Below are 21,111 nucleotides of genomic sequence, written 5' to 3' on the forward strand. Positions count from 1 at the left end.
TCACCGAGGAGACCGCCCTCATCAAGGTCCAGGCGGCCGAGGACGCCTGGAACACGTGCGACCCCGACCTCGTCGCGCAGGCGTACTCGGTGGACTCCGTCTGGCGCAACCGCCACGAGTTCGTCACCGGCCGCGACGAGATCCGCGCCTTCCTGCGCCGCAAATGGGACAAGGAGCTCGACTACGCCCTGCGCAAGCAGCTGTGGGCCTGGTCCGGCGACCGCATCGCGGTCCGCTTCCAGTACGAGTGCCACGACGCCTCCGGCCAGTGGTGGCGCAGCTACGGCAACGAGCTGTGGGAGTTCGACGAGGAGGGCCTGATGCGCCGCAGGGAGGCGAGCATCAACGACGTGCGCATCGACGAGTCGGAGCGCCGCCTCTTCGGCTCCCGCGGCAAGGCCGACCGCGGCGTGGACGTGCTGCCCGTCAGGTGACCCGTCAGATGAGATAACGCAGCCACAGATACGGCACCGACAGCGCCACGGTCACCAGCGTGACGACCACCCCGTACCGGGTGAACTGCCAGAACGTGATCGGGGTGCCGTTGCGGGCGGCGATGCCGATGATGACGACGTTGGCCGCCGCCCCCACCGCCGTGGCGTTGCCGCCGAGGTCCGCCCCGATCGCCAGGGCCCACCACAACACCTGCGCCGGCCCGTTCCCGCCGTTGGCCTGGACGAGGTCGGCGACGATCGGGCTCATCGTGGCGACGTACGGGATGTTGTCCACCACGGCCGACAGGCCGGTCGAGGCCCACAGCAGCAGCATCGTGGTCAGGCCCAGCTGCCCGTGCGTGGCCTCGGCCGCCGCCTGCGAGATCTGGCCGATGACGCCGGTCTCGACCAGCGCGCCCACCATGACGAACAGGCCGGCGAAGAACACCAGCGTCGGCCACTCGACCTCGCGGAGCGCGTCCTCGGTCGTCACCTTCGTGGCCGCGACCAGCACGCCGGCGCCCAGCAGCGCGACCACCGAGGGCTCGTAGTGCAGCACCGGATGCAGCACGAACGCCGCCATGACCAGCGCCAGCACGACCAGCGACTGCACCAGCAGCCGCCGGTCGCCGATGGCCTCGCGCTCGTTCAGCGCCATCACCACCGCCGCACGCTCGGGGTCGTAGTGGAACGACTTCCTGAACAGCCACCGGCACAGCCCCAGGAACACCGCCACCAGCACCACGATCAGCGGGGCCATGTGGACGAGGAAGTCGTTGAAGGTCAGGCCGCCGCGGCTGGCGATGATGATGTTCGGCGGGTCGCCGACCAGGGTGGCGGCGCCGCCGATGTTGGAGGCCATGGCCTCGGCGATGAGGAACGGCGCCACCGGCAGCGCCAGCCGTTCGCACACCAGGAACGTCACGGGCGCGATCAGCAGCACGGTGGTGACGTTGTCCAGCATCGCCGAGGCGCCCGCGGTGAGCAGGACGAGCAGCGCCAGCAGCCGGAACGGCCGCCCTTTGGCCCGTTTGGCCGCCCAGATGGCCAGGTACTCGAAGACGCCGGTCTGTTTCAGCACCCCGACGATGACCATCATGCCGAGCAGCAGGAAGATGACGTTCCAGTCGACGCCGGAGCGCTCGTCGAAGAACGCCGCGCCCGCGTCGGTGGCGTGGATGAGCAGCATGATGCCCGCCCCGCCGAGCGCCGCCGTGACGCGGTGCACCTTCTCGGTGGCGATCAGCGCGTACGCCCCGAGGAACGCGGCCACCGCCACCCAGGCCGTGACCGTCACGCGAGGGCCAGAGGGGCGTCAGCGGGCATGGGAGAGCTCTCTTGGGGTCGGTGAACGGGGGCCGTCGAGATCATTCTCGACGCAATCGTCACTAACCTATCAATTGCCGCAAAACGGTCACATTGCTCGAATGCGGATCCACCGGGGGTCGTCGTAGTGCTGCCGCACCCCGTCGGCCGGCAGGTGGTCGGGCGCCGTGCACAACACGATCCGCCCCTGCACCTCCAGATAGCGGATCAGCCCCGCCGCCACCGACAGCACGGTCTCGACGCCGCCGCGCAGCCGTCCTTCGAGCACCGCCACCACGTCGGTGAGCCCGAACTCGTCGGGCAGCAGCTCGGCCACCTCCCGCACGAAGCTCTCCGTCACCCGCGCCTCGACCGTCACCGTGCGCGGCTCCGTGCTGCCCGAGCCCCCGCAGCCGTCACAGCCGCCCGTGTCGTGCGGGGTGATGGAGATCGTGCCGGCCCCGAGGCACATCGGGCACTGGCCGTGCTCGGCGGCGTGCCGGGCGGCGGCCTCCCGGCCGGCCAGCGGCAGCCCGCAACTGCACGAGAAGGTGTTGTAGGTGCCCTGGGCGAAGTCGTGGAAGGCGACCTCGTCGGGGGCTTCGACCCAGCGGATGGTGATGACGTGCTCGTCCATGGCGACCCGTGCGCTCTCGTCTTCTCGCCGGCCGTACGGCGAATCCGCCCCCAAGATAGCCCGCACTCCGCACGCATCGCACACTTTCCGCCACTCTGCGTGACTAGCAGAGCGGGGGACCGGCAGGGAGCCGGCCGTTCAGGATCTCCTGCAACGAGGGGGCCGCCGAGAAGAAGGTCTCCCGTTCCACCCTGCTCTCCCACACACCACGCGCGCAACGCCGGAACGCTTCGCTGAACTGCGCGTAGTACGGCGACTTCGGCCGCGGCCTGGCCAGCTCGATCGACCGCCTGATCTCCTCGGCCAGCGTGGCCAGCTCCGCCAGGCTCGGGTTGGTGATGTCGGAGCCGTCCTGACGCGGGCACGTGGGCCCGCCCCCGGCCCGGTACCGCTCGTACACCGAGGTCAGCACCGGTCCGTAGCCGCCGCAGGCGAACAGCCGGCCCTGCGCCTCCTCACCGGTGAGCCGTCCGATCAGGCGCATGGCGGGCGCGACCTTGTCCGGCCTGATGTGCTCGGAGATCGCCAGCACCGAGCCGCCGAGCACGCCGCCGTCCGTGCCGGGCGCGCGCACCTCGAATCGCAGCCGCTGGTCGGACCCGCGCATGCGCGGGTCGGCCGCCAGCTGGTGGAACGCGAAAGGCCAGTTGCGCATGGCCGACACCGGCCGGTCGCCGATCCGGCCCTCCTTGAACGCCACGATGCTGCGGTCCTCGTCCATCGTCAGCGACTCCCGCATCACCGCCTCCGCGCCGGTGGAGTTCAGCGCGTTCCAGGTGCCGTCGGGGTCGTCGTCCAGGGCCACGCGGGTGCGGTCGTCGCCGTCGAGCACCCTCCCGCCGCCCAGCTCGATCATCTCCAGGTAGTTGATCGTGCCGATCTCCCTGTCGACCAGCTGCAGCAGGTAGCCGCCCGGCTGCCCGTCCCGCCGGCGGAACTCCAGCGGCGCGTCCGCCGCGAACGGCACGCCGAACTGCTCGCCGTCGATCTGCCCGGCCTGCAGCGGGCCGGGCAGGAACCGGTCGGCCCGCTGCGGGCCGGTGTCCAGGTCGATGGGGCGGATGTAGCCGTGCCGGGCGAACTCCGCCACCCACGCCACGTCCAGTACCAGCACGTCGTACTGACAGCTGCCCGACTGGGCGAGCGCCGCCATCTGGGCGCGCCGCACGTCGGTGCTGCCGGAGAGCTCCAGCAGCTCCGCGCGCGGGTCTCCGGGCAGCCTGGAGTCGGGGTCGGAGGGGATGACGAGCTCGTTCCACTCGTGGATCACCTCGCGCCGCACGCTGCCGGTGCTGACGTCGTCTCCCGTCGCCACGACCAGCTCGTCGTCGCGCGCGCCGCAGTCCTCCGGGGACGTCGCCGGCACCGTGATCGGGGTGATCGAGGGCGTCGGCGGCCCCGGCGCCGCGGCGCCGGCCGCCAGGCACGAGTTGACCAGCAGGACCACCGCCATCAGCGCGGCCCCCAGGCCGGCCGCCAGCAGAGTGTGCCGGTGGTCGGTCGCTGTCATCGCCACCCTCTCACCGTGATGATGGCCCGGGTGATCGCCTCTTCCGCGCTGGTGCCGGCCGTCGCGCACCGGTACGGCTTCGCCGCCCGCAGCGCGGTCACCCCGCACCGGTCCTGGCCGAAGACGACGACGTACAGGCCCGAGACCGCGCCGGCCTCTTGGAGCGCTCCCGCCAGCACTTCGGCGGCGGCGGGCCCCTCGTTGTCGAACAGGCGGCCGTCCGTCAGCACCACCACCGGCGCGGCCACCGCCTCCTCGCCGTCGCCGAGCTTGCGGAGCGAGGCCGAGACGGCGGCGTCCCACTGGTCGAACGGGGTGTGCTCGATCGTCGTGGCGACCGTGCCGAGCCGGTCGAGCTCGGTCCTGCCGCCGAGCTGGTTGCGCCCGGTCAGCTCGGTCACCCGGGCCTCGCCGTCCGGCGTCAGGCTGTGCAGGCCGAACACCTGCAGATGGTCGCGCGGCCCCAGCATCCGGCTCTGCGCGCGCAGCGCCTCGGCGGCCTGGACGCGCACCGGGCGGTCCGCCGAGCCCGAGGTGTCCACGATCACCCGCAGGTCGAGCCGGGGACGCAGCTCGTCGAGCAGGCGCGTCCTCAGCTCACCGAGCGACTCCCCGCCGACCGGGATCTCGCTCGACACCTGGATGCCGGGGAACAGCGGATTGCGGCTCAGCCATGCCCCGAAGTGGTCGACGATCGCCTCCCGCGCCGCCGAGCGCTGGCCCTGCCACATCACCTTGACGAAACGGTAGTCGAGCGTGCTCAGCTCCTGGTGGCGTACGGCGACGAGGTCGATGCCGTCACCGGTCTCGCCGGGACAGCCCGCCACGCGGCCGGCGTTGTAGTCGTCGACGCTGTGCCCCGGCACCAGCAGCACGACCTTGGGGTCGGAGATCGCGCCCGTCCCCCCGCGGGTCGCGCCGCCGGAGGTCGGCGGCGGCACCTCGTCGGCGAGCCGGCCGAACGAGCACAGCAGCGACGGCACCGTGTCGGCGCCGAGCCCGGTGGAGACCAGCCCGCTCTCCGCCTCGCGGTTGGGGGCCACGCGGAGCGCCCGCTCGAACACGTCGCCGGTGCCGATCAGCGCCGCCACGGAGGTCTCGGGGAACGGCCGCGCGATCGACATGTCCATCTTGTCGGTCAGGACGTCCCACACCTCGCTGAGAGAGTAGGCGGCGGGGTCGTCCATGTGCCTGCCGAGCTCGTCGCGGCGCCGCTCGGTCATCGCCAGCACGAGCTGGTCACGCCCCACCTGGAGCTCAGGCGGCCCGATCGTCTTGTGGCCGTTCCTCCTGAGCTCGTCGGGCTCGGCACGCGTGGTGGCGACCCAGGCGTCGGGCTGCAGGTCGTAGAGGCGGGCGTACGGCTGGCCGCGGCGGTCCTCGTTCCACTCCCAGTCGTTGCTGAAGGCGTCCTCCAGGTGGACGGGCGGCGGCGCCGGCGCGACGGTCATCCGTACGAGGGGGCAACCGTCGCGGAGGTTCTCCCGCACGTACCGCTGCGCCCGCGCCGTGAGCGCCGCCACGGTCTCGGGCGCGGTGACGAGCCGCAGCTCGGCCGGCACCGGGCACCGCTCCTCCGCGGTGACCACCGGAAAGACGACCCAGACCAGCAGACTCAGCCCCGCCCCGCCGAGCGCCCAGAGGCCGAGCCGCAGCTGGGGCTTGTACCGGGGGCCTAACCGGCGCAGCACGGGGCCGGACATCAGGCATGCGGCGACCATCAGGACGCCGAGCGGCAGCCACAGCTGCGCCTGCACCGGCAGGCCGCGGAACAGGCTGGTCCACGGCGCCAGCAGCAGGCCGACGACCGCGCTCGCCAGCGCCCCGACCAGCGCGACCTTCACGGCCGTGCCGAGGTCCTCCCCTGAGGAGGCCTCGTTCCGCCGCGAAGCGTCACCCGGTGAAGGGGAGCCGTCCTCCCGCGGCGGGCTCCCGTTCTCCTGCGATGGAGCCTCGTTCCCATCGAGATCGCCCATGCACCGATCGCCTCCATGTGACCGGGATCACTTCGAGACTAGTGCGATTGCTTCACCTCTGGGCTGTGAAGCCGGTGAGTCCCCGCCCATTGCCTGCGGTCAGCGCCCGGTTACGCTGGATGTGTGAGCATTTCTGCTGGTCGTTATGCGTTGGGGCCCGACTCGGGGCGGCTCGTCGTGCTCACCACCCGCACGGGGCTGGGGGCGAAGGCCGGCCACGATCTCACCATCGAGGCCACCCGCTGGCACGGCGTCGCCATGGTCGATCCCGCCGACCCGGCCGGCTCGTCGGTGACCGTCGAGGTCGAGGCCGGGTCGCTGGTCGTTCGGGAGGGGACCGGCGGTGTCAAGCCGCTGTCCGACTCCGACCGCCGCGACATCGAGAAGGCCATGCGGGAGAAGGTGCTGCAGGTCGGCCGGCATCCGGCCATCACGTTCCGGTCGCGCGGGATCGGGGGAACCCCGGAGTCGTTCCGGATCGAGGGCGACCTGGAGCTGGCCGGCGCGACCCGGCCGGTCGTGGTGGAGGGCACGCTCGACGCCGCCCACGCCCGCGGCTCCGCCGTCGTCGTGCAGTCCCAGTGGGGCATCAAGCCGTACTCGGCGTTCTTCGGCGCCCTCAAGCTCAACGACGAGGTCGAGATCCGCTTCGAGGCCGACCTCACACCGGAGGGCTGACCGGCTCACGACGTGGTGCCGGGATCGCCGGGGGAGTGGTGGCGGGTGACGGCGGTCTGGGTGCGGGCGGGGTCGGCGTCGATGATGGCCTCGACCAGTTCCGTGTGGACGGCCAGGCGATGCTCCAGGTAGCCGGCGGGACGGGCGGCGGGGGCGGCGTGCTCGGACTGCTCGCGGACGTATCGGGTCATCGCCAGGTAGACCGCCCTGGCCAGGTGGTTCGGGGTGATCTCGGCGATGCGTTCGTGCAGGGCCGAGTTGGCGCGCATGAAGGCGTCGGTGCTCGACGTCGCCCGGCCGAGGGCGGTGAGGAGACGGCGCAGGTCCGCGATGTCCCGCTTCGTACGGTGGCGGGCGGCGTCCGCGGCGATCAGGGGTTCGAGCGCCTCGCGTACGGCGATCGCGTCGGCCACCGTCGTCGGCCGCGAGCGCACCGTGAGCAGGGTGTGGCGCAGCCGGACCACCGGGTTGGGATCGGTCACGAACAGCCCGCCACCGCGTCCGAGGCGGATCTCCGCCGTGCCGCGGTCGCTGAGCAGCCGGGCCGCCTCGCTGACCGTCGCGCGGCCGTAGCCGGACAGCTCGCGTAAGTCGTCGAGGGTGCCGATCAGGTCGCCCGGTCCGAGGCCGCGCTCGCGGATCATCGTCTCGATGTCGGCGGCGAGGGCTTCGGCACGGGTGGGGGGTACTCCGGTAAACACCCGAACCATTCTATTTATTAGTGGTCATTTCGGGATACGCTCCCGCCTGGACTGGACAAAGGAGAAACGCCGTGACCCCGCTGCTACGACAGGTACTGAGCCAGATCGACGGGCCCGACCCACGCGTGAACGAGCTCGTCTCCGCGCTCGTCAAGCACCTGCACGCCTTCGTGGAGGAGGTGCGCCCGACGGACGAGGAATGGCTGGCGGGGATCGGCTTCCTCATCGAGACCGGCAAGATGTGCACGCCCGACAGGAACGAGTTCATCCTGCTGTCCGACATGCTCGGCCTGACCAGCGCGGTCGACGAGGTCAACAACGAGGGCCCCGAGGGCATGACGCCGTCGTCGGTCGAGGGGCCGTTCCACTCGCCGGCGCCCGAGCGCGAGCACGGCGCCTGGATCAGCACGGGCCCCGAGCGAGAGCGCGGGGTGGCGACAGTGGTGCACGGGCGGGTGCTCGACTGCGACGGCACGCCGCTCGCGGGCGCGCGGGTGGACGTGTGGCAGGCCAGCGACATGGGCCTGTACGACACGCAGGACGACGCCCAGGACACCGGCAACCTGCGCGGCCTGTTCACCACGGACGCCGAGGGCCGCTACGCGTTCCGCACCATCCGGCCGAGCAGCTACCCGGTACCCACCGACGGCGCCGGCGGCAGGCTGCTGCGCGCCGTCGGACGCCACCCGATGCGCCCCGCCCACCTGCACTACCGCGTCACGGCCGGCGGCCACCGCCCGCTGACCACGCACGTGTTCCTGGCCGGGGACCCGTACCTGGAGTCCGACGCGGCGTACGCGGTCAAGCGGGAGCTCGTCGTCGAGCCGCGGCCGCGCACCGGCGGGTGGGAGATGGACGGCCCGTACGAGGAGATCGAGTTCGACCTGCGGCTGGTGCCGCTCGACTGGAAGGACGGCCGTTGACATCCTCCGCCGCCTGAAGGCGGGGGATTCCAGCCCGTCGACCTACGCAGAGAGGAGGACGGATTGAGGTTCGCGGTTCTCCGGCCCGCCCAGCGGCAAGCCTCCCCGCGCAGCGACCGCATGCCCTGCGGCCGCGTCTCGTACGTTCTTGGCCGCGGCCTTGATCGTCGCCCGGCGGTTGGAGCCGCGCTTGGCCCGTGCCGGCTTGCGCGGCAGCCGCGACAGGCGCGCCTTCTCGGCGGTGAGCCGGCGGCACTGCCCGGCGAACCCGGGCGCGCTCCTGTGCCCCGGGGCCCGGTGCGCGTGCTGTTCCACCGCCAGATTCCACACGAAACGCGCATGCCCGCAATGCTCCAGCAACGCCTGCTCTTGGGCGGGCGTTGGCGACAACCTGTAGCGGGACATGCGAAGCACGCAATCGGCTGCCACATCGGCTGCCACATCGGCTGCCACATCGGCTGCCACATCGGCTGCCACATCGGCTGCCACCGACAAAACCAGGAGACGACAGTGCCCGACCGTTCCGGCTTTCCTCCCCGCCCTCAAGGACGGGGCCTCCAGCCTGTAGGTGCCCGGTGAAGCTCGCGGGAGTGCTGCTGCCGGGCGACGACGCGGTGCGCGTCGCGCGCCTGTCCGGCGACGAGGTCGTGGTGCTGGCCGAGGTGGGGGAGTTCTGGGCGGACGCGCGCGGCTGCCTCGCCAGGGAAGGCTCCCCTGTTCCTGCTGCTTCCGTTCGGTTCGTGCCGCCGGTGCCGGCGTCGGCGCGGGTGATCTGCGTCGGGCTCAACTACCGGGCGCACGCCGCCGAGGGCTCCTTCGAGGTGCCGGAGCATCCGACACTGTTCGGCCGGTGGACGGCCTCGCTGAGCGTGGGCGACGTGCCGGTTCCCGTGCCGTCCGGGGAGGCGGGGCTCGACTGGGAGGGCGAGGTGGCCGCGTACGTCGCGGAGCCGGTCCGCGACGCCGACCCCGGAACCGCGCTCGCGGCGGTGCTGGGCTACTCCACGTTCAACGACCTGACCGCGCGCCGCGCCCAGAAGCTCACCTCCCAGTGGACGCTGGGCAAGAACGCCGACCGCAGCGGGCCCATGGGGCCGATCGTCACCGCCGACGAGGTGGGCGACCTGCGGGACGGGCTGCGGGTGCGTACCCGGGTCAACGGGACGATCGTGCAGGACGGCGACACCCGCGACATGATCTTCCCGGTCGGCGAGGTGCTCTCCCTGATCAGCCGTACGCTCACCCTCAACCCCGGCGACGTGATCGCCACCGGCACGCCCGAGGGGGTCGGGTACGTCAGGACGCCGCCGTGGCTGCTCGGCCCCGGCGACGTGGTGGAGGTCGAGATCGACCGGCTCGGCACGCTGCGCACCCCGGTCGTGTAGGCGCGGGCCCGCCGGAAATTCCTTGGGAAACTGTCGGAGCCCGGTGGTACAAAGCAGGTCCGACACCACCCACCTCCGGCCGGGAGGCCACGCCCGTGACTACCACCAGCTCGGAGTTCTCCGTCTCCGGCCCTCGGTACAACCGGCGTGGTCCGGTGCGCTGGCTCTGGTCCCATCTGCGCCGCCATCCGCTCCACCTGCTCGGCTTCCTCGGCGGCTCGCTGGTGATGACGGTGCTCAACGCCATGGTGCCGCAGCTCACCGGCGAGGCCTTCGACGCCGTGCTGGGCGAGCGCGGCCAGGCGATGGGCCTGCTCGGTGCCATCTCGCTGACGCTGCTCGCGGTGGTGGTGGGGCGCGGGGCGCTCGACATGGTGGCGCGGCTGTCGAGCGAGGTGCTGGCCAAACGGCTGGAGCGCGACGCCCGCGACGAGCTCTACGTGAGCCTGCTCGGCAAGAGCCAGACGTTCCACAACCGCCAGCGGGTCGGCGACCTGATGGCCAGGGCCGCCAATGACATCCGCCAGCTGTCCATCATGGTCACGCCCGGGCTCGACCTCATCGTCGACTCCGGGCTGACCGGGCTGGTGCCGCTGTTCTTCATGGCCGCCATCGACCCGTCCCTGCTGCTCGTGCCTGGGGTCTACGCGGTCGTGTTCGTGCTCGCGCTCTGGCTCTACATGCGCAGGCTCAACCCGGTGGCCACGCGCATGCGGGAGGAGTTCGGCGACCTCAACGCCGGGCTCAACCAGGCCGTGCGCGGCATCGAAGTGATCAAGGTGACGGCGCAGGAGGGGCAGGAGCGGCTGCGCTTCCGGGCCAGCGCGCGCCGCTACCGCGACTCGTTCGTGCGCAACGGGCTGGTGCAGGCGCGCTACCTGCCGACGCTGCTGTTCGCGTTCGCGATGGCCGCGGCGCTGTGGCACGCGCTCGCGCTGCACGCCTCAGGGGCGATCAGCATCGGCGAGCTGGTGGCCTTCATGGGCCTGATGGGGCAGCTCGGCTTCCCGACCCAGATGTCGATCTTCACGTTCTCGCTGATCCAGATCGGCATCGTCTCCTCGCGCCGCATCCTCGGCATCATCACCGCCGACAGCGAGATCGAGCAGCCCGCCGCCGGGCACGCCGCGCCGATCAGCGGCGAGATCGTCTTCGACGACGTCACGTTCGCCTACGACGAGGGCGGCGAGCCGGCGCTGCGCGGGGCGTCGTTCACGGTGCGGCCGGGCGAGACGGTGGCCGTCGTCGGCGAGACCGGGTCGGGCAAGAGCACCCTGACCAAGCTGGTGCCGCGCATCTACGACGTGACCTCGGGCCGCATCCTGGTCGACGGCGTCGACGTACGCGAGTGGGACCTCGACTCGCTGCGCTCCCAGATCTCCACGATCGAGCAGGACATCGTGCTGTTCTCCCGCTCGGTGGCCGAGAACATCGGCTTCAGCATGGGCCAGCGGGCCGACCGCGAGGCCGTGGTCAGGGCGGCGGAGGACGCGCAGGCCGCCGAGTTCATCGCCGAGCTCGACGACGGCTACGACACCGTCATCGGCGAGCGCGGCGTCACGCTGTCGGGCGGGCAGCGGCAGCGCCTGGCCATCGCGCGGGCGCTGCTCACCGACCCCGCGATCCTCGTGCTCGACGACTCCACCAGCGCGATCGACTCCGCGACCGAAGACAAGATCCAGCAGGCCATCGAGCGCATCCAGGAGGGGCGCACGACGCTGCTGATCACCCACCGGCTCTCGCAGATCCGCTGGGCCGACAAGGTGCTGCTGCTGCGGCGCGGCCAGGTGGCCGACTTCGGCACCCACGACGAGCTGATCGCGCGCAGCCGCCTCTACCGGCGGGTGTTCGCCCACTACGACGAGGCCGGGCTGGGCCCCGCCGAGGAGGGGCCCGTGCTGGCGAACGAGCAGGGAGGGGTGCGCTGATGGGCTTCATCATGGACGGCCTCGACGCCGAGGACTACGACCGCACCTATGACGACCGCGACCTGCTGCGCCGGATCATGTCCTACTTCCGGCCCAAGCTCGGCGCGATGCTGCTGGTCGCCGCCATGATCGTGCTGGTGTCGGCGAGCCAGGCGGCCATCCCTACGCTGGTCAGCGTCGCGGTCGACGCGATCGCCGACGGCACCATCGGCGAGGTGGGCCCGCTGCTCGTTCTCGCGGTGCTCGTCACCGGCGCGGTGTCGTGGGCGTTCAACTACGTCCGACAGAAACACAGCGCCCAGGTCACCGGCGACGTGGTGCTGCGGCTGCGCGAGGACGCCTTCGACGCGGTGCTGGCGCGCGACCTGTCCTTCTACGACGAGACGCCGTCCGGCAAGATCGTCAGCCGGGTGACGTCCGACACCGACGACTTCGCCACCGTCTCCACCCTGACGATGGACCTCATCAGCCAGGTGCTGATGGTCGGCTTCGTCACCGCCCTGCTGTTCGCCCGCAGCGTCGAGCTGGCCCTGCTGACGCTGCTGGTGGTGCCCATCGTGGTGGGCCTGGCGCTGGTCTTCCGTCGGCTGGCCAGGCTCAGCACGCGGCGGGCGCAGCGCTCGCTCAGCCGGGTCAACGCCAACCTGCAGGAGACCATGGGCGGCATCGCCGTGGCGAAGAACTTCCGCCAGGAGCGGCAGGTCTACGACGAGTTCCGGCCGATCAACCGGCAGAGCTACCAGGTGACGCTGCGGCAGGGCTTCGTCTTCTCCGCCATCTTCCCGGTGCTGTTCCTGGTGGCCGGGCTCGCCACGGTCGCGCTGGTGCAGCTCGGCGGCGTGGCGGTGCTCGGCGGCGGGCTCTCGGCCGGCGACTGGTACCTGTTCCTGCAGGGCGTCGCGATGTTCTGGATGCCGCTGACGTCCATCGCCGCGTTCTGGTCGCAGTTCCAGCAGGGGCTGTCGGCCTCCGAGCGGGTCTTCGCGCTGATCGACGCCCCGCCGCGGGTGGTGCAGACCGACTCCCAGGAGTGCGGTCGGCTGGCCGGCCGCATCGAGTTCCGCGGCCTCACCTTCGGCTACGACGCCGACCACCCCGTGCTGCGCGACTTCGGCCTGGCCGTCGAGGCCGGCGAGTCGGTGGCCCTCGTGGGCCACACGGGCGCGGGCAAATCCACGCTCGGCAAGCTCATCACCCGCTTCTACGAGTTCCAGGCGGGCAGCCTGCTGATCGACGGGCGCGACATCCGGACCCTCGACCTGACCTCCTACCGCCGTCAGATCGGCGCGGTGCCGCAGGCGCCCTTCCTGTTCAGCGGCACGGTCGCCGACAACATCCGCTACCCCCGCCCCGACGCGAGCGACGACGACGTGCGGGCGGCCGCGGCGGCCGTCGGCGGCGGCGACTGGGTCGAGGCCCTGCCGAACGGCCTGGAGACCGACGTCGGCGAGCACGGCCGCGCCCTGTCGATGGGGCAGCGGCAGCTCGTGGCGCTGGCCCGGCTGCTCGTCCAGGACCCGGCCATCGTCGTGCTCGACGAGGCCACGGCCAGCGTCGACCCGCTGACCGAGGCGCAGATCCAGGAGGGCCTCGACGTGGTGCTGGCCGGCCGCACGTCGATCGTCATCGCCCACCGCCTGTCCACGATCGAGCACGTCGACCGCATCATCGTGCTCGACCACGGGCGCATCGTGGAGGAGGGCGACCACCAGACGCTGCTGTCCCGCGGCGGGCGCTACTGCGAGGTCTACAACACCTACTTCCGCCACCAATCCCCCAACTACCGCGCCGGCACCGGCTTCGTCCAGGTCGGCGGCGACTGACGGCCCTTTCCGCCGGCTGATCGAAGGGCGGCTGTTCGAAGGGCGGCTGATCGAAAGGCGGTGCCGGAGGGTGGGACAGGTTGGGCGTGAATCCGATCTTGACGGGTGGGGGCGTCGGTGTTGAGCATCGGGGGATGCGCCTACCTCGCGTCAAACCCGAGCACGCCCCGCACCGGCTCGGTGATGGGAGCGTCCGGCTGGGCGGTGTGCTGTACGGGATCGCGTCCGAGATCGCGGACGCCGATGGGTGGGCTTGGGCGGCCTTGACGCTCATGGACGGCACCCGCTCGCCCGCGGAGATCGCAGCCGAGCTGCGGTCCCGTTTCGCGGGCCTGTCGGCGGAAGAGGCCGATGAGGTCGTGGCCACGTTGATCGGGTCCGGTCACGTGGAGGAGGCCGCTCCCGGGCCGTGCGAGGCGCTGAGCGAGCGGGAGAAGGAACGTTACAGTCGCAGCCGCGACTACTTCCGCTGGGTGGACGTGACGCCCCGCGACCACGGCTGGGAACCGCAGGTGCGGCTCAAGAACGCCGGCGTCCTGGTGCTCGGCCTGGGCGGCACCGGGAGCCACGTGGCCTGGTCGCTCGCGGCCTCGGGTGTCGGCCGCCTCCACCTCGTCGATCCCGACGTCGTGGAGCTGTCCAACCTCAACCGGCAGGTCCTCTACACGGAGGCGGACGTCGGCAGGCCGAAGGCCGAGGTGGCGGCCGAGCGGCTGCGGGCGGTGAACTCCGAGATCGAGGTCACCGCGTCGGCCGCCCGCGTGGACGGCCCCGCGGGGCTTGCCCGGCTGGTCGACGGCTTCGACGTGCTCGCGCTCTGCGCCGACCACCCGCGCGAACCCGGCGGGATCCGTACCTGGGCCAATCGCGTCTGCTCCGTGGCCGGGATCCCCTGGGTGAGCGGCGGCTACGACGGGCCGCTCGTCAGCGTGGGCGTGTTCGGCCCCGGCGGCCCGTGTTTCGAGTGTGTACGCGCCGGCATACCGCCGCGACCGGGAGCCGATTACGCCTGGCCGGGGGTCACCGGGGCTTCGGCCGGAATTTCCGGTCAGTTGGTGGCTCATGATGTGGTCGCGCTCATAACCGGGCTCATGGTCACACCGCCCGGATATTTTCACGGGCTCACCCTCTTGGACCCGGACGAACACGTGTACGCCCATTACCCGTCAAGAGCGGATTGCGAATTCTGTTCTTGATCAAAGGGCTGAACGATCATATTCTTCCGCTGACCGTTGTTAACTCCATCAGTAAGGAGTTCCATGAGCAGCAGCCCTGCACCTGAGCCCCAGCCGCAGCAGGACAAGAAGCCACGGAAGAAGATCGTCGTCCGCAGGCTTGACAAGATCGAAACCACCGGCTGGTCGCAGCCCAGTGGCGGCAGCTCCAACTGATTCTCGTGCGGGCAGGGCGACCTGCCCGCACTTCCAGGAGACCAGATGAACGATGTTCTGAATCGCTTGCGATCCGTGCCCGCCAAAACAATGGACGCGGCGGATTACGGCGCGGATTTCGCCCGCGAGTTCGAGGCCGTGAGCGGGATCGTGTGGAAACTCGAGCGCGCCCAGCATTTCGACGAGGGTGATTTGCCGAGCTATCTGGCGATGGTCGCGGGCGACTGGGACCGTGCGGTCGAGCTGGCCGAGCAGATGCGCCCCGGTTTCCGCGAAGACAATCCGGGCCGGATGGATTTCCGGCGGATCAGGGTCATCGAGGAGCCGCTCACCGGTTACCTGCGGTGGGAGCTGGAGTTGCTGGCGATGCGGGCCGAGGAGGGCGAGAACAGCCGGGTGGTGCCCGCCTCGGCGGTGCGGTCGTACGAGAGCGCCAGGCCGGTGCCGGAGCTCGTGCTGTTCGGGCCGGAGCTGCTCTACGAGGTGCTCTACGACGAGACGGGCCGGCACACCGGCGCCCGCCGGATCACCGATCGTGAGGTGATCGAGCCGTGCGTCCCGGTCCTGGCCGGCCTGTTCGAGCAGGGCGAGGACCTACGCGCCTACCGCATGCGGACGAGGGCGGCTTGACCGTCGCCTTCCATCCCCTCGGCGTCCGCCGGGACGGCGACGAGTGGATCGTCGGGCGGGTGGACTCGGGCGACTTCGTGGCCGTCCCCGAGGAGGGGCTGCGGGCGATCCGCCTGCTGCAGGACGGGATGGACGTCGAGGAGGTCGAGGCCCGCCTGCTGCGGGAGACCGGAGCCGATCTCGACGTCGCAGACTTCGTCGCCGCCCTGTCGGAGGCCGGCCTGGTGGCGGAGGTCGGCGGACGCCCGGTGCCGAGCCCGCCGCCGCTGCGGCCCAGCCTGCCGTGGCTGCGGCCCCGGCACCTGCGCTGGGCGCTCAGCCCCGCGCTCCACCTGGCCCTGGCGGTGCCGATCGCGGCCGGAGCCGTCTGCCTGGCGCTGCGCCCGTCGATCTTCCCGGACTGGGAGGCGGCCTTCTGGAGCGACACCGGCACGGTCGTCCTGCTGACGTGGGCGGCGATCCTGTGGCTGACGATCGGCCTGCACGAGCTGGCCCACCTGGTCGCCGCCCGCGCCGCCGGGGTGCCCGCGCGGATGAGCCTCGGCACGCGCCTGCAGTTCCTGGTGGCGCAGACCGACGTCTCGGGCGTGTGGCCGGCCCCGAGGCGGGTGCGCGTCGTGGTCTACCTGTCGGGAACGGTCCTCGACCTGGCGCTGTGCGGGATCGCGGTGGTGTGGGCGTACGTCGCGGGCCCGCACCCGCTCACCTCGCTGGTCATCCTCATCCAGCTCGTCCGCGTGGCCGGCCAGCTGCTCGTGTTCATGCGTACCGACCTGTACTTCCTGCTGCAGGACCTGACCGGCTGCCGGAACCTGTACGGCGACGGCGCCGCGTACGTACGCCACCTGCTGCGCGGCCGGCACGGCAGCCTGGCCGCGCTGCCGCCGCGGGAGAGGCGCAGCGTGCGGGTCTACGCGGTGCTCCAGGCCGTCGGCACGGTCGTCTGCCTGGCGGTCGCCGTCCTGGTGACCGTGCCGCTGATGCTCACGCTGGTCGTGCGGGCGGTCCAAAGCCTGCTGGCGGCGGAGGACGCGGCGGGGGTCGCCGACGCCCTCGTGGTGCTCGCGATCATCGTCGTCCCCGACCTGCTGTGGGCCCGCGTCTGGTGGCGCAGGCACGGACGCCGGGTGGCCGCCGTGAGGTGGCTCGACAGGTGGCTGCCCCGGCGGGGCAGGGCGACGGGCTGACCGCTCAGCCGCCGATGCCGGTGACGGCGACGAAGACCGGCAGGAGCACGATGATGAGGATCGCGCCGAGCACGTCGAAGCTCACCCCCGAGCGGATCATCTTGGTGATCGGCACGACGCCGGAGCCGTACGCGATGGCGTTCTGCGGGGTCGAGACCGGCAGCATGAACCCGAACGACGCCGCGAACGTCGCCGCCAGCGCCGGCACGAACGGGTTGACCCCCGCCGCCATCGCGATCGGGATGACGATCGGCACCACCACCGCGGCCGAGGCCGTGTTGCTGGTGGTCTCCGACACCACCACCGCCAGCGCCACGGCGAACGCCGTGATCGCGAACACGCTGCTCAGCCCCAGCGCCGACGCGGCTGAGGAGCCGATGGTCCCGGCCAGCCCGGTGTCCTCCAGCAGCGAGCCGAAGATGATGCCGGTGCCGAACAGCACGATCGTCCCCCAGTCGATGCGGGCGGCGTCGCTCCAGTTGAGCGTGAAGTCGCGCCTGCCCCAGTCGGTCGGCAGCAGGAACAGCAGGGACGCGCCCAGCACGGCCACGATGCCCTCGTTGAGCCGGCCGCTGACGGTGGTGTAGAGGGCTGAGTCGGTGCCGGCGAACACCGCGACCACGCCGGGGAAGATCCACAGGAACACGGTGACGGAGAACGCGACGAGCGTGTTCTTCTCGGCCCGCGACAGCCTGCCGAGCGTGGCCCGCTCGGTGCGCACGTACTCCTCGACGCCCTCGATGCGGCGGATCTCCGGCCGGTTGAGCAGCAGCAGCACGGCGGCGAGCGCGACGAACATGAGCGCGCAGATCGGCAGCGCGGTCACCATCCACTGCGCGAACGAGATGCGCCGGCCGGTCGCCTCCTCGATGAGGCCGCGCCCGATCAGGTTCGGCGGGCTGCCGACGGGCGTGAGCAGGCCGCCGACGCTGGCGCCGTACGCGAGCATGAGGACGAGTGCGGCGCCGACCCGCAGCCGCAGCGGGTTGAAGTCGGGCGCGACCATCCCGCGGTCCTGCAGCAGCTTGGCGATGACGGCGAGCATGCCGAGCGCCGTCGGCAGCAGCATGGCCACGGTCGCGGTATTGGAGACGAACGCCGACAGCAGGCCGGTGATGAGGCCGAACGCCACGACGAGCCGGAACGTCGAGCGCCCCACGCCGGGCAGCGACAGGATGCGGAAGGCGAAGCGGCGCGCGAGGCCGTGCTTGAGCATCGCCTGCGCCAGGATGAACGCCCCGATGAAGGTGAAGATCGTGGAAGAGCCGAACGGCGCCAGCGCGTCCGTCGCCGACACCACCCCGAGCACCACGATCATGCCGACGCCGATGAGCCCGCCGACGGGGATGGGCACCGGCTCCGTGATCCACAACACGATGACGCCGAGCAGCACGGCCGCCAGCGTCTGCTGCTGGGCGGGCATGCCGATCGGCACCAGGGCGAAGACGACCGTGACGAGCGGCGCCAGCCACATGCCGGTCGTGCGCCGTCCCTTCTCGAAGCGCTCCTCGGCGGGGCTCAGTTTCTGCTCGCCGAGGCTGCGGTAGGTGGCGTGGCCCAGCAGGGCCTGGTCGACGTCTGTCCTGGGGCCGGCGGAGTTCATGGTCTGCTCCTCATGTCGTGGCCGCCATACAAGATCAGGATGACGCGGAGGTCCAGGACCAGTTAACTATGGGTGTCAGGAAAGTCACCCATAAGGAGCCTGCAACGGCCGTCCGGCAGCCCGAGCGTTTCCTTGCGTCGTCGATCACGGCGGCTTCAACACGGGCGCGACGGCCCTGTTCCTGGCGCATGGAGGAGATCGCCCGCCCGTCTTGGACCTTTCGGCGGGCTCCCGGTTGAATCGACAACATGACGACGCATGACATCGCGGTGATCCCCGGCGACGGCATCGGGCTCGAGGTCACCCCGGCGGCCTTGCAGGTCGCTCAAGCGGCGGGCCGGCGCCACGGCTTCGGGTTCGGCTTCACCGAGTACGACTGGTCGTGCGAGCGCTACCGCCGCGAGGGCGCCATGATGCCCCCTGACGGGCTGGAGCGGCTGAGCGGCCACGACGCGATCTTCCTCGGCGCGGTGGGCGCGCCCGGGGTGCCCGACCACGTCTCCCTGTGGGGGCTGCTCATCCCGATCCGCCGCGCTTTCCGCCAGTACGTCAACCTCCGGCCCGTCCGCCTCTTCGAGGGCCTGGACAGCCCCGTACGGAGCCGGATCGACCTCGTGGTCGTCCGGGAGAACACCGAGGGCGAATACAGCGAGATCGGCGGCCGGATGAGCCGCGGTTTCCCGGAGGAGATGGCGGTGCAGGAGTCGGTGTTCACCCGGGCGGGCGTGACGCGGGTGCTCGACTACGCCTTCGGCCTCGCCGCCCGCCGCGGCGGCCACCTCACCTCGGCCACCAAGTCGAACGGCATCGTCCACACCATGCCGTTCTGGGACGAGCTCGTCAGGGAACGCGCCGCCGAGCACCCGGAGGTGCGGTGGGACCAGGAGCACATCGACGCGCTCTGCGCCAAGCTCGTCCTGGACCCCGGCCGCTTCGACGTGATCGTCGGCTCCAACCTGTTCGGCGACATCCTCAGCGACCTGGCCGCCGCGGTCGCGGGCAGTATCGGCATCGCCCCGTCGGGCAACCTCAACCCGGAACGCGAGTTCCCGTCCATGTTCGAGCCGGTGCACGGCTCCGCGCCTGACATCGCAGGCCGCGGCGTGGCCAACCCGATCGGCGCGATCTGGTCGGCCGCCCTGATGGTCGAGCACCTCGGGCATCCGCAGGCGGCCGAGGAGATCGTCGCGGCCATCGCGGCGGTGCTGGCCAAGGGCGACGTGCGCACCCGCGACCTGGGCGGCACGGCGGGCACCGAGGAGTTCACCCAGGCGGTGCTCTCGCACCTGTGAGCGTTCAGTCGTTGACCAGGCGGGCGGGGAAACCGCCCGTCGCGATCGGGCCCCAACGGTCGATGTGGAGGCGGATCAGCGACTTGTCCTGGCGGCGCATGGCCTCGCGGTACTCGTCCCAGTCGGGGTGCTCGCCGGCGATGCAGCGGTAGTACTCCACCAGCCCGTCGAGCGCCTCCGGCATGTCCAGCACCTCCGCACGCCCGTCGACCTGGACGTAGGGGCCGTTGAAGTCGTCCGACAGGACGCAGATCGACACGCGGTCGTCACGACGGGCGTTGCGGGCCTTGGCCCGGTCGGGATAGGTGGACACCACGATCCGCCCGTCCTCGTCGACACCGCAGGTGACCGGTGACAGCTGGGGGCGGCCGTCCGCGCGCGTGGTGGACAGCAGGCCGTGGTGCCGGGGACGGAGGAAGTCGAGCAGTTCGGGCAGTTCGACCCGGCGTGCGGTCGCGATGTTCGGAGCCATCTCAGATGCCTTTCGAATCAGACTGACCCTCTGATCCTTCCACTCCGCTCATGAGCCGGTGACGGCGACTTCGGTGTGCCACGCGGTGGGGACGCGGACGAGACCCGGTGAGCGTGGCACCACGGCGAGGTAGAGGGCGGCCGAGGTGTGGACCGCTTCGCGGGTGAAGCGCTTTCCGTGGCTGAGGGCGGCGGTCTCCGCTTCCTTGAAGCCCAGCGTCTGCGTGCTGCCGGGGCGCGCGGTGAAGGTCTGCCGGGTCCGCAGGCCGTACCAGACCAGGGCGCCACCGGCCGTCCTGAGCGCGTAGATCTCCGGCGCGACCTCGGCGCGCACGGTCGTGGTCCACCTGCCGCGTGCCAATTGCGCGCGCTGGTCGCGGAGGGCGTCGGCGTCCCGCCTGGCGTGGGAGTCGGTGGCGAACAGCCGCCGGACGTCACGGTCCTCGCCCAACGTGCCCGCCACGCGGGCGTGGGCCTGGGCGATGCGCCGCGGCGAGGCGATGAGTCCGTCACCGTCGTCCGCGGCCACCGCGGTGGCGAGCCCGTTCCGGTCGCGGGCGACGGCGGGCGGCCGGGACTCGCCGGCGGTGACGGACATGGCGACCAGGCGCCAGCCGGCGGGCGTCTTGCGGTAGATGCCCTGGTAGCGCGTGGAGGAGCCGTTGCGGGCGAAGTCGGCCATGAACCAGGGCTCGCCGGAGACCTTCGCCGGGATGGCGAAGCGCGGCTTCACGATGGGCTCGCGGGTGCCGCCCACGCTCTCGCCGATCATCTTGTTCACCTTGGACTGCGCCGTGGTGATCTCGGCGGCCATGCCGGCCTCCGCCGGGCTCCAGTCCGTGCCGCCATTGCGCACGGCCGCCGCCCTGGCGTTCTCCCACTGGTCGAGGACGGTCTGCGCCTCCTTCTCGGACACGACGCCGGCGGGCGCCGGCGGGCCCGCCCCCGGGGAGGCGGGCGAGGAGGCCGCCCGTCCCTCGGCGGTGCAGGCGGCGGCGGGCAGGGCGAGCACGAGCAGCAGGACGGGTAACGGACGGATGGCCATGGCAGCTCTCCAGACTGGTCGAGTGCCCCGATGTACGCACCCGCCGCCGCCCCGAGTTCAGCCCCATGACCAAATGCTCGGTACGCAGAGCGCCGCCCGCTGGATGCCACCGGCTACCGGCCTTCGCGCTCCCTTGCCGGTGCGCAGGGCGAGGTGTCCCTGACTGCCGCTTGGTGAAGCAGCGTGTCAAGG

General features: G+C 71.4%; 20 protein-coding genes. 11 read left to right on the forward strand and 9 right to left on the reverse strand.

The features are described 5' to 3' along the window. Nucleotides 1-434, forward strand: a 434-nt coding sequence (locus E1286_RS28165; RefSeq protein WP_132617184.1) for a nuclear transport factor 2 family protein, incomplete at its 5' end; no start/stop codon positions are given. 4 nt (nucleotides 435-438) lie between these two features. Here E1286_RS28165 and E1286_RS28170 read toward each other — a convergent pair. The 4 genes from E1286_RS28170 to E1286_RS28185 form a co-directional block, all read right to left on the reverse strand. Beyond that, nucleotides 439-1,731: an ArsB/NhaD family transporter gene (locus E1286_RS28170; protein WP_132617186.1), complete on the reverse strand. Its 1,293-nt coding sequence runs from the start codon at nucleotides 1,729-1,731 to the stop codon at nucleotides 439-441. A gap of 117 nt (nucleotides 1,732-1,848) precedes the next feature. After that, complete coding sequence (locus tag E1286_RS28175; protein ID WP_132617188.1) at nucleotides 1,849-2,430, reverse strand: hypothetical protein; 582 nt, start codon at nucleotides 2,428-2,430, stop codon at nucleotides 1,849-1,851. 49 nt (nucleotides 2,431-2,479) lie between these two features. Further along, on the reverse strand, nucleotides 2,480-3,886 hold the full coding sequence (locus tag E1286_RS28180; protein WP_132617190.1) for a type 2 periplasmic-binding domain-containing protein: 1,407 nt from the start codon (nucleotides 3,884-3,886) through the stop codon (nucleotides 2,480-2,482). Continuing rightward, complete coding sequence (locus tag E1286_RS28185; protein ID WP_132617192.1) at nucleotides 3,883-5,862, reverse strand: vWA domain-containing protein; 1,980 nt, start codon at nucleotides 5,860-5,862, stop codon at nucleotides 3,883-3,885. The genes E1286_RS28180 and E1286_RS28185 overlap by 4 nt, the downstream gene beginning before the upstream one ends. A gap of 123 nt (nucleotides 5,863-5,985) precedes the next feature. On the opposite strand from E1286_RS28185, the gene E1286_RS28190 reads away from it, so the two are divergent. After that, a complete protein-coding gene (locus E1286_RS28190; protein ID WP_132617194.1) occupies nucleotides 5,986-6,540 on the forward strand; it encodes a YceI family protein in 555 nt (184 codons plus the stop codon). 5 nt (nucleotides 6,541-6,545) lie between these two features. On the opposite strand, the gene E1286_RS28195 is transcribed toward E1286_RS28190, so the two are convergent. Next, a complete protein-coding gene (locus tag E1286_RS28195; protein ID WP_246075243.1) occupies nucleotides 6,546-7,241 on the reverse strand; it encodes a FadR/GntR family transcriptional regulator in 696 nt (231 codons plus the stop codon). Nucleotides 7,242-7,312: 71 nt separating this feature from the next. Here E1286_RS28195 and E1286_RS28200 point away from each other — a divergent pair, with 71 nt between their 5' ends. Next, nucleotides 7,313-8,164, forward strand: coding sequence for a dioxygenase family protein (locus E1286_RS28200; protein WP_132617198.1), 852 nt, complete (start codon nucleotides 7,313-7,315; stop codon nucleotides 8,162-8,164). Nucleotides 8,165-8,206: 42 nt separating this feature from the next. On the opposite strand, the gene E1286_RS49445 is transcribed toward E1286_RS28200, so the two are convergent. Beyond that, the gene (locus E1286_RS49445) at nucleotides 8,207-8,653 is read right to left on the reverse strand and encodes a helix-turn-helix domain-containing protein (protein ID WP_223190475.1); all 447 of its coding nucleotides are present in this window, start codon (nucleotides 8,651-8,653) and stop codon (nucleotides 8,207-8,209) included. An 86-nt stretch (nucleotides 8,654-8,739) separates the two neighbouring features. On the opposite strand from E1286_RS49445, the gene E1286_RS28210 reads away from it, so the two are divergent. The 7 genes from E1286_RS28210 to E1286_RS28235 all read left to right on the forward strand — a co-directional run bounded on the left by E1286_RS28210 (nucleotide 8,740) and on the right by E1286_RS28235 (nucleotide 16,508). Continuing rightward, nucleotides 8,740-9,549 carry a fumarylacetoacetate hydrolase family protein gene (locus E1286_RS28210; RefSeq protein WP_132617200.1) on the forward strand — a complete coding sequence of 270 codons (810 nt, stop codon included), beginning with the start codon at nucleotides 8,740-8,742 and terminating at the stop codon, nucleotides 9,547-9,549. A gap of 95 nt (nucleotides 9,550-9,644) precedes the next feature. Beyond that, nucleotides 9,645-11,477 carry an ABC transporter ATP-binding protein gene (locus tag E1286_RS28215; protein WP_165969947.1) on the forward strand — a complete coding sequence of 611 codons (1,833 nt, stop codon included), beginning with the start codon at nucleotides 9,645-9,647 and terminating at the stop codon, nucleotides 11,475-11,477. Then, the gene (locus E1286_RS28220) at nucleotides 11,477-13,300 is read left to right on the forward strand and encodes an ABC transporter ATP-binding protein (protein WP_132617202.1); all 1,824 of its coding nucleotides are present in this window, start codon (nucleotides 11,477-11,479) and stop codon (nucleotides 13,298-13,300) included. The genes E1286_RS28215 and E1286_RS28220 overlap by 1 nt, the downstream gene beginning before the upstream one ends. A 134-nt stretch (nucleotides 13,301-13,434) precedes the next feature. Next, nucleotides 13,435-14,496, forward strand: coding sequence for a HesA/MoeB/ThiF family protein (locus tag E1286_RS28225; RefSeq protein ID WP_132617204.1), 1,062 nt, complete (start codon nucleotides 13,435-13,437; stop codon nucleotides 14,494-14,496). Between the two features lie 63 nt (nucleotides 14,497-14,559). Then, entirely contained in the window at nucleotides 14,560-14,691 is a 132-nt protein-coding gene (locus E1286_RS51385; RefSeq protein WP_281282762.1) for a hypothetical protein, read from the forward strand. A 75-nt stretch (nucleotides 14,692-14,766) separates the two neighbouring features. Further along, complete coding sequence (locus E1286_RS28230) at nucleotides 14,767-15,321, forward strand: DUF6879 family protein (protein ID WP_132617206.1); 555 nt, start codon at nucleotides 14,767-14,769, stop codon at nucleotides 15,319-15,321. After that, nucleotides 15,318-16,508 carry a zinc metalloprotease gene (locus tag E1286_RS28235; RefSeq protein WP_132617208.1) on the forward strand — a complete coding sequence of 397 codons (1,191 nt, stop codon included), beginning with the start codon at nucleotides 15,318-15,320 and terminating at the stop codon, nucleotides 16,506-16,508. The genes E1286_RS28230 and E1286_RS28235 overlap by 4 nt, the downstream gene beginning before the upstream one ends. Nucleotides 16,509-16,512: 4 nt before the next feature. Here the strand turns inward: E1286_RS28235 and E1286_RS28240 are convergent, their stop codons facing one another. Next, on the reverse strand, nucleotides 16,513-18,111 hold the full coding sequence (locus tag E1286_RS28240; protein WP_132617210.1) for an SLC13 family permease: 1,599 nt from the start codon (nucleotides 18,109-18,111) through the stop codon (nucleotides 16,513-16,515). Between the two features lie 248 nt (nucleotides 18,112-18,359). On the opposite strand from E1286_RS28240, the gene E1286_RS28245 reads away from it, so the two are divergent. Next, nucleotides 18,360-19,403, forward strand: coding sequence for a tartrate dehydrogenase (locus E1286_RS28245; RefSeq protein WP_132617212.1), 1,044 nt, complete (start codon nucleotides 18,360-18,362; stop codon nucleotides 19,401-19,403). A 4-nt stretch (nucleotides 19,404-19,407) separates the two neighbouring features. Here the strand turns inward: E1286_RS28245 and E1286_RS28250 are convergent, their stop codons facing one another. Both E1286_RS28250 and E1286_RS28255 read right to left on the reverse strand, forming a co-directional pair. Next, nucleotides 19,408-19,875 (reverse strand): PPOX class F420-dependent oxidoreductase, encoded by a 468-nt coding sequence (locus tag E1286_RS28250; RefSeq protein WP_132617214.1) that lies wholly within the window; start codon nucleotides 19,873-19,875, stop codon nucleotides 19,408-19,410. 48 nt (nucleotides 19,876-19,923) lie between these two features. Beyond that, nucleotides 19,924-20,919, reverse strand: a complete 996-nt coding sequence (locus E1286_RS28255) for a DUF8094 domain-containing protein (RefSeq protein ID WP_132617216.1) — start codon at nucleotides 20,917-20,919, stop codon at nucleotides 19,924-19,926. Nucleotides 20,920-21,111: the final 192 nt, after the last annotated feature.

The organism is Nonomuraea terrae, assembly GCF_004348995.1.
Classification (GTDB): Bacteria; Actinomycetota; Actinomycetes; order Streptosporangiales; family Streptosporangiaceae; genus Nonomuraea; species Nonomuraea terrae.

What these genes read in the sequence shown, in the direction of transcription:
- E1286_RS28180 (WP_132617190.1), bottom strand. Translation starts at nt 3,886, where the DNA reads ATGACAGCGACCGACCACCGGCACACTCTGCTGGCGGCCGGCCTGGGG.
- E1286_RS28245 (WP_132617212.1), top strand. Translation starts at nt 18,360, where the DNA reads ATGACGACGCATGACATCGCGGTGATCCCCGGCGACGGCATCGGGCTC.
- E1286_RS28220 (WP_132617202.1), top strand. Translation starts at nt 11,477, where the DNA reads ATGGGCTTCATCATGGACGGCCTCGACGCCGAGGACTACGACCGCACC.
- E1286_RS28255 (WP_132617216.1), bottom strand. Translation starts at nt 20,919, where the DNA reads ATGGCCATCCGTCCGTTACCCGTCCTGCTGCTCGTGCTCGCCCTGCCC.
- E1286_RS28225 (WP_132617204.1), top strand. Translation starts at nt 13,435, where the DNA reads ATGCGCCTACCTCGCGTCAAACCCGAGCACGCCCCGCACCGGCTCGGT.
- E1286_RS28185 (WP_132617192.1), bottom strand. Translation starts at nt 5,862, where the DNA reads ATGGGCGATCTCGATGGGAACGAGGCTCCATCGCAGGAGAACGGGAGC.
- E1286_RS28250 (WP_132617214.1), bottom strand. Translation starts at nt 19,875, where the DNA reads ATGGCTCCGAACATCGCGACCGCACGCCGGGTCGAACTGCCCGAACTG.
- E1286_RS51385 (WP_281282762.1), top strand. Translation starts at nt 14,560, where the DNA reads ATGAGCAGCAGCCCTGCACCTGAGCCCCAGCCGCAGCAGGACAAGAAG.
- E1286_RS28240 (WP_132617210.1), bottom strand. Translation starts at nt 18,111, where the DNA reads ATGAACTCCGCCGGCCCCAGGACAGACGTCGACCAGGCCCTGCTGGGC.